The sequence below is a fragment of the Streptomyces bambusae genome (assembly GCF_019400985.1).
GTDB classification, from domain to species: domain Bacteria; phylum Actinomycetota; class Actinomycetes; order Streptomycetales; family Streptomycetaceae; genus Streptomyces; species Streptomyces bambusae_A.
This window is the reverse complement of sequence record NZ_WTFF01000495.1, coordinates 1-3,611: the sequence shown is the minus strand read 5'-3', so window position 1 is coordinate 3,611 and position 3,611 is coordinate 1. Positions and strand designations below refer to the sequence as shown.

General features: G+C 70.0%; 3 protein-coding genes and 1 pseudogene. All 4 read left to right on the top strand.

Features of this window, described 5'->3' with window-relative positions; genetic code table 11:
• Positions 1-185: pseudogene (locus tag GPJ59_RS34620) on the top strand (hypothetical protein); the annotation flags it as partial.
• A 124-nt stretch (positions 186-309) separates the two neighbouring features.
• Positions 310-1,530: a L,D-transpeptidase gene (locus GPJ59_RS34615; RefSeq protein ID WP_308120657.1), complete on the top strand. Its 1,221-nt coding sequence runs from the start codon at positions 310-312 to the stop codon at positions 1,528-1,530.
• A 43-nt stretch (positions 1,531-1,573) separates the two neighbouring features.
• Entirely contained in the window at positions 1,574-2,341 is a 768-nt protein-coding gene (locus GPJ59_RS34610; protein ID WP_219671994.1) for an enoyl-CoA hydratase/isomerase family protein, read from the top strand.
• Between the two features lie 249 nt (positions 2,342-2,590).
• Positions 2,591-3,094, top strand: coding sequence for an ATP-binding protein (locus GPJ59_RS34605; RefSeq protein ID WP_219671992.1), 504 nt, complete (start codon positions 2,591-2,593; stop codon positions 3,092-3,094).
• The last annotated feature ends 517 nt before the right edge of the window (positions 3,095-3,611 follow it).

Below are 3,611 nucleotides of genomic sequence, written 5' to 3'. Positions count from 1 at the left end.
GCCCCGAGGCCGGCCGGCCCGACGCGGGCCGGCCCCTGCCGGGCGTCACCGAGCCCGGCATCATCGAGCCCGGCGCGGCCGCGCCCGGTGCCGCCGAGCCCGGCCGGGGGAAGCCGTCCCGCCACCGGCCCCCGCACCACAAGGCCGGGGACGGGGCCGAGGGCAAGCCGGTACGGAAGGGCTGACGCTCCCCACTTGGGACGGAACGGTGACATGACCGTTTCTCTTCGTGATCCTCCCATGTGATTACCTGTCGTCATGCGCGCGATAGGTGCGCGCGTGGGGGACCTGGGGAGAAGAATCGTGAAGGTGCAGCCTCAGCGGCGCATCCGTACCGGCCTGCCGGCCCTGCTGCTCGGCGCGGCCCTGCTGCTCACCACGGCGTGCAGCGGTGGCGGCGCCGGCGGCAGCGGCGACGGCGGCAAGGGGGGTGGCGCCTCCGCCGGCGCCCGGCCCGGGAACGAGGCGTCGCAGGCCGTCGTCAACATCAAGCCGGACGACGGTGCCAAGGAAGTCGAGACCAGCGGTGTGCTGAAGATATCCAGCACGGGCGGCAAGCTCACCACCGTGACGGTCGCCGACACCAAGGGCAACGCGGTCGAGGGCAAGCTGTCCGGCGACGGCACCAGTTGGGAGCCCGCCCGCCACCTGGGCGCGGCCACCGAGTACAAGGTGCACGCCGTCGCCAAGGACGAGGCGGGCCGCGAGTCGGCCAAGGACATCACCTTCACCACGCTCACGCCGAAGAACACCTTCGTCGGCCACTACCAGCCGGAGGACGGCGCGACCGTCGGCGTCGGCATGCCCGTCTCCATCAACTTCTCGCGCGGCATCACCAACACCGAGGCCGTCGAGAAGGCCATCCAGGTCACCGCGGAGCCGGCGGTCCAGATCGAGGGCCACTGGTTCGGCAACGACCGCCTCGACTTCCGCCCCGAGAACTACTGGAAGCCGGGCACCAAGGTGACCGTCAAGCTGGGCCTCGACGGCGTCGAGGGCCGCGAGGGGGTCTACGGCAAGCAGACCCGCACCTTCACCTTCACCATCGGCCGCTCCCAGGTCTCCACCGTCGACGCGAGCACCCACCAGATGGAGGTCGTCCGCGACGGCCAGGTGCTCAAGAACGTCCCGATCACGGCGGGCGCCCCGGCCACCACCACGTACAACGGCCAGATGGTGATCAGCGAGAAGTACAAGGTGACCCGCATGAACGGGGCCACCGTCGGCTTCGGCGGCGAGTACGACATCTCCGACGTGCCGCACGCGATGCGCCTGTCCAACTCCGGCACCTTCGTCCACGGCAACTACTGGGCCTCCTCCGGCACCTTCGGCTCGGAGAACGTCAGCCACGGCTGCATCGGCCTGAAGGACGTCCGCGGCGCGTACGACAACGACGTCCCGGCGGCCTGGTTCTTCAACGAGTCCCTGATCGGCGACGTGGTCGTCGTGAAGAACTCCAAGGACAAGCAGATCGCCCCCGACAACGGCCTCAACGGGTGGAACATGCCCTGGTCGGAGTGGATCAAGTAACCCCTGGTGGTGCGGGACGGTTAACGGGCGCTAACGTGCCCGTATGACCATCTCCCTCGAAGTCTCCGAAGGCGTCGGCACGATCCGGCTGGACCGGCCGCCGATGAACGCCCTGGACATCGCCACCCAGGACCGGCTGCGCGAGCTCGCGCAGGAGGCCACGGACCGGTCCGACGTCCGCTCGGTGATCCTCTACGGCGGCGAGAAGGTGTTCGCCGCCGGTGCGGACATCAAGGAGATGCAGGCCATGGACCACGCGGCGATGATCGCGCGGTCCAGGGCCCTGCAGGACTCCTTCACCGCCGTGGCCCGCATCCCCAAGCCCGTCGTCGCCGCCGTCACCGGCTACGCGCTCGGCGGCGGCTGCGAGCTGGCGCTCTGCGCGGACTACCGGATCGCCGCCGACAACGCCAAGCTCGGCCAGCCCGAGATCCTGCTGGGCCTCATCCCGGGCGCCGGCGGCACCCAGCGGCTCTCCCGCCTGATCGGCCCCTCCCGGGCCAAGGACCTCATCTTCACCGGCCGGATGGTCAAGGCCGACGAGGCACTCACCCTCGGCCTGGTCGACCGGGTCGTGCCGGCCGCCGAGGTCTACGAGCAGGCCCACGCCTGGGCCGCCAAGCTGGCGCAGGGGCCGGCGATCGCGCTGCGCGCGGCCAAGGAATCCGTGGACGCGGGCCTGGAGGCCGACATCGACACGGGCCTGGCCATCGAACGCAACTGGTTCGCGGGCCTGTTCGCGACCGAGGACCGCGAGCGCGGCATGCGCAGCTTCGTCGAGGAGGGCCCCGGCAAGGCCAAGTTCGTCTGACCGGCGGCCCGGTCACCCTGTGGGTGGATTGTGTGTGGGTTAGCCAGGCCTTAAGGCATCCTTAAGCGGCCGTCGGGATCCACTCAGTGTGATGATCTACGTGCCGTATGTCACCGCAGGTCACTGCGGGTATGACAACCGCATGCCTGCCCACGGCATATGACGGACGCCCCCCGGAGGCCCGGCCTCCGGGGGGCGTTTTCCTGCGGAACGGCACGGAGCGGCGGCCGCGCCCATCATGATGGGTGCATGGCGGGCCTGGAGGGTGTGGAACAACCGCGGCAGCGCGGCGGCGCTTCCGCGTTACGGTTGGCGGCGGCTATCGAGGAAGAACAGGGCCTGAAGGCGCTGGAGTTGTACGGGAACCCGGCAGAGGCCGAAGTGACCCTCCCGTCCCTTCCGGAGTCGGCAGGCAGCGCGCGCCGGCTCACCCAGTGCGTGGTGGTGCGGCTGTGGGGCCTGTCGCCGCAGATCGCCGAGCACGCCGTCCTGCTCGTATCCGAACTCGTCGGCAACGCCGTCCGCCACACCGGGGCCCGCTCGTTCGGGCTGCGCATGCACCGGCGCCGCGGCTGGATCCGGGTCGAGGTGCGCGACCCCTCGCGCGGGCTGCCCTGCCTGATGCCGGTCCACGAGCTGGACACCACCGGCCGCGGCCTCTTCCTCGTCGACAAGCTCTCCGACCGCTGGGGTGCGGACCTGCTGCCGCGCGGCAAGACGACCTGGTTCGAGATGCGGGTCGCGGACCGCTGACCGGCCCCGGGAACGCCTGAAGCCCCCTGTCGCCTCGATGGGGCGCCGCGGGGGCTTCATGGAAGTGCCGAGGATCGATGGGGTGGGGATCCTCGGCGGGATGACTTCGCTCGGGTCAATGGGGAAGTCGTGGTTCCGACTATGACAGACAACCGAGCGGAACACCAAAAGTCCCTACTTGGACATAAGTGTTCATATCGTACGAGTTTGGCATTGAATCCTAGGTGAGGTGGGCCACCTGCCTCGCATTCAGTGCATAACTATGGCCTGCTCTGCGTGATTCGTTGATCGGGTGGCGCGTGGCGCGCCGTTCGTCCGACCCGGGCCGCGGTCCCGAATTGGGTCAATCATTATCTTCCGGGTCAATTCACCCTTAAATGGGCAGGTGATCTGTTGTCCAGGCCGCCGCGCGGCCCTGCGCGCCGGTGCGGCGGCCGCCGTCGGAGCCCTCACGGCCGCCTGCGGCACGCCCCGCGGGACCGCCCCCTCCGCCGCCGCCCCGGCGTCCCTCCTCGGC